We start from the raw sequence: 4098 nt of genomic DNA on the forward strand, positions 1-4098 counted from the left end.
GGCTGCTCTATGGAACAACCAGTTTCCTTCGGCAGGTAGCAGTACTGCTTTTATAAAGAACCTACTCATTAATTTTACATATATTATTAATCACACAATTAACTTTGCGTTATTAAAAACACCAATTGCTATGTTAATCGGGGTGGTTAAGTTGAAGTATGTCCTGTTGTTTAGTGATCCAGGAATTGATGATGCATTAGCCATTATTTATGCATTATTACATCCTCAAATAGAGATAGTCGGTATTGTGACAGGGTATGGAAATGTTTCGGCAGAACAAGCAACCGATAACGCTGCCTATATATTGCAATTAGCAGGAAGAAGTGATATCCCAGTAATCGATGGAGCACAGGGTCCTTTTTCTGGTGAGTTAGTCACATTTTATCCAGAAATACACGGCCCAGAGGGACTTGGTCCTATTCGGCCTCCAGAAAATATCCCCGGTAATCACAAACCCTTTCAAGAAATATTTTCAATCATCAAAAGATATAAGAATCATTTAACGATCGTGGATGTAGGACGATCCACATCCTTGGCTATTGCATTTCTTCTTGACGGAGAACAGTCGATGAAGTCTGTACGGGAAATTTACGTGATGGGGGGAGCTTTTAACTTTCCTGGTAATGTTACAGCTGTTGCTGAAGCGAACTTTCATGGTGACCCTGTTGCCTCCGATTTAGTCCTTGAAAATGGATCCAACATTACGATACTCCCTCTTAATGTGACTAACTTTTCCATCGTTACAACGGAAATAATAGACAGGATCACTCAGCAGCAAACCAATCCTTTCTCGTTCTTAATTAAGCCTATTTTTGATTATTATTTTAACGCCTATAAGAAATTAATTCCAGGTATTAATGGAGCCCCCCTGCACGATGTTCTGACGCTGTTTGCTGTTATTGCTCCCGAACAGTTTGAATATTTATTACGGAGAGTCAGGGTTGAGTTTTCACTTCTGTCAAGAGGCAGGACAGTTGCTGATTTCCGTGCGAAGCCGACGGAAGAACCCAAAGAAACTCTTGATCGAATTGTCATAGGTTTCAATTATCAAGCGTTTATACAAGATTTTATCCGCACCCTAACTACTAAGTTTCCAGTGTCGAATTAACTATTTAAGCAATATCTTGTTTCAATTACATTAACTTTCAATGGATTCATAGCTTTTAAAAACTGACAAACGTCACAAAAGAGAACCCCTAATTATTTAGAGGTTCTCTTTTGTACTTTATAACGATTTCATAAAGATGAATCAAGACAGAATTTTAAAAAAACTTCATCCGGAGGTCCTGAAATTATTTATTCATCAAAAAAAGTCGCGAGTAAAACTGAATGAATTAAAAAATTGCCTTCCCTATGAAAAGCTCGGCGTATCGGGAGCTTTTCATATATCTTCGTCTTTTAAAACGTTCTTGATCGCATACATCGTAATCCAGACTTTCGTTAGCATGTAAAAAAAACCCAGCCTAAGCTGGGTTGAAAAATTAATTGTGTACCGTGTAAAGTGCCCTTACTGTTTTCTTTTGAGTTTTGAAGGCGAGTATTGTTCATGAATCTTGCCGCTTTGTTTTTGTTATATATATCCAGTGCTACAGCTGCAAGTAAAACAAATCCTTTAATACCCTGTTGTCAGTCAATCCCCACGCCGAGCAGGGACATTCCGTTATTCATGATACGAATAGATCTTTTCTCCGGGCCTCACTTTTCCTTCTAGAATCCATTCTTTTATCTGATTTTTCACTTGTATATATTTTGAGTTTTCTTTCATTCATAATCATCCTTTGTCTACTTGTATGTAATCTCCTCAACGGGCAGCATCGTACAAGCAGTAAAGTCAATGCCGATTCCTATTACATCCTCAGCGAAAACATTAGCTTCCTTTAAGACCTGCGGGATAGTAATCTGCAAAACTTCCAAATAATCTCCTGGATGCTGCAGCGCCCAATCTTCTCCAAGCTTAGTACCATTCGGAAGATGGCTGTCCATCACTCCATGCGTATATTCCTGCACTGCTGTAGCTACTTCCCTTCCAGTTTCAACTTCTACTAAAAGAGATCTTCCAGATAGGGTTCCGAAGTCCACTCCAATTGGAGAAATTCCTTGTACGAGGCCGCTGACCGACATGGAGATCAACCAGAATTATGCCATTCAGTAGAGCTACTATCATGTTCACTGCCTGCTCCGCCAATTTTCGTGTGTCTTTGAAAATCGTTTGTGTCTGCTGATGCTTTATGAGTGATCTTCATGCAACGGTACCTTAAGCCTACACTTTAAACAAGACATACAGAATGAACTTTTATATTTTTACATTACTTCGCCGCTATTTTCTACACTTGAATTTCTATTTGAATGCGAAAAGAACCTGATGTCTCACTAATAAAAAACGGAGTCTCAGGATCTTTTCAAAATGTTAAATCTAACCATTGCGTAAATTTTTGCATTTTTGCTTTTCGTTGGGATTTGGCTGCTAACTCCAATAAAAGTAAAACATTAGACGTATTTATCCTATGTTTGAGAAGAAGAAATAGACAAAAAACATTGAATGGGGGAAGAAAAGACAGAGGCAGTACATGGAATTCTTCTCATACCTTCAGTAATATTGAACGAGTGAACAATGTGGGTGTTGGTATTGCTGTGAATGTTGGTCATATATTATTAAAAACGTTCAGAGGTGATCTGTATGAAAAATAATCGACCACGTCCGTATAAATCGAGATCGTATAATGAAATCTTGAAATCCATGCACAACCGTTCACTAAAGAAAGAAGAAAATGAAAAAGGTAAATATAGGAACAAAACGTTATCCATTGTTGATACGTATATGGAAAGTGTCTTGGAAAAAGCACTGTTAAATCGAAAACTAGAGCTTCTTGAGATTAAAATTGATGCTGCCCTAGATGCAAAAGATAAAGCTTTATTTCTTGAATTATCCGCCCAATATGAGAAATTAAAACAACAATAATAGGATCAAAGTTTATGAGTTTACAATGAAGACGAAAATTTAAACTAAGAATGTTGTAAAATTGCAGAACGTGCCAAACTTCGTAAAACAGCTTCTCCCATCACCATTTCTATTATGCAAAAATCGAACTTGATATGATTTCTGACAAAAGAAATATCAACCATATATAAAAAGCCTACTTTTTTCGGACGATAATCAAATTTGCAAAGATATAAAAGACTGTAATTAATTCGTACTGTCTTTTTCATTTTTCCCTCGATTTTGATTTAGCACATGTGCTGTTTTTATTACCGAAGTTGTTAATTCGTAAAATCAGTATTTTAAGCAAACATAATAATCCTTGCCTCCTACCTAAGACTGCGGACAGACATATTTTTCATAAACAGCATAAACTCCTTCTACAAAACGTAGAAGGAGTTCTCCTTTTTAAACAAAAATATCGATCAATAAAACAGCAAAGAACGCGATAAATGAAAGCAATGTCTCCAAGACCGTCCATGTTTTAAACGTTTCTTTAACCGTTAATCCGAGATATTCTTTGACTAACCAGAAACCTGCATCATTAACGTGTGAGAACATGAGTGATCCCGCCCCTGTCGCGATAACAAGGAGTTCCAAGTTCACACCGGACATGTGCTGAATAATTGGCGACACAATACCAGCTGCCGTTGTAAGCGCGACTGTCGCCGAACCTGTTGCAATTCGGATCAACCCGGCTACCATAAAGGCTAACACGATCGGAGAAAGAGATAAATGATCGGACATTTGCGCAATCCATGTTCCTACACCGCTATCGATCAAAATTTGTTTAAATCCTCCACCGGCACCGATAATTAATATAATCGAATCGACCGGCAATAAACATTCGTCCGTTAACTTTTTAATCATGTTCCGATCCATATTTTGTCTAAACCCAAGGAAGTAATATGCTGCAAAACATGAAATTAAGAGCGCAATAACCGGACTACCAATGAAAACAAAAAAGGAATTTCCTGCACTGGTAATTGCGGGTGGATCTTGGCCTGATTTAATCTATCACGTTTTTTTGAAAAAGAACAATCCTATTTGCCGTTATCCTTTAGCCCAGATTCAACAAGATTTGGGGGGCGATCTTCAGAAAATTGTAATATTTATGTTCG

At 37.5% G+C, this 4098-nt stretch carries 2 protein-coding genes and 2 pseudogenes; 2 read left to right on the forward strand and 2 right to left on the reverse strand.

Annotated features, from left to right (window positions below; genetic code table 11):
- The first annotated feature begins 130 nt into the window (after positions 1 to 130).
- On the forward strand, positions 131 to 1108 hold the full coding sequence (locus tag ABHN01_RS25265; protein WP_429877830.1) for a nucleoside hydrolase: 978 nt from the start codon (positions 131 to 133) through the stop codon (positions 1106 to 1108).
- 692 nt (positions 1109 to 1800) lie between these two features.
- On the opposite strand, the pseudogene ABHN01_RS25270 reads toward ABHN01_RS25265, so the two are convergent.
- Positions 1801 to 2121, reverse strand: a pseudogene (locus tag ABHN01_RS25270) (hypothetical protein); the annotation flags it as partial.
- 556 nt (positions 2122 to 2677) lie between these two features.
- On the opposite strand from ABHN01_RS25270, the gene ABHN01_RS25275 reads away from it, so the two are divergent.
- Positions 2678 to 2959 carry an IDEAL domain-containing protein gene (locus ABHN01_RS25275; protein ID WP_429877829.1) on the forward strand — a complete coding sequence of 94 codons (282 nt, stop codon included), beginning with the start codon at positions 2678 to 2680 and terminating at the stop codon, positions 2957 to 2959.
- A gap of 426 nt (positions 2960 to 3385) precedes the next feature.
- On the opposite strand, the pseudogene ABHN01_RS25280 reads toward ABHN01_RS25275, so the two are convergent.
- Positions 3386 to 3943, reverse strand: a pseudogene (locus ABHN01_RS25280) (2-keto-3-deoxygluconate permease); the annotation flags it as partial.
- Positions 3944 to 4098 lie beyond the last annotated feature (155 nt).

The sequence above is a fragment of the Fictibacillus sp. NRS-1165 genome (genome assembly GCF_050468105.1).
In the GTDB taxonomy this organism is placed as follows: Bacteria; Bacillota; Bacilli; order Bacillales; family Fictibacillaceae; genus Fictibacillus_C; species Fictibacillus_C terrinigri.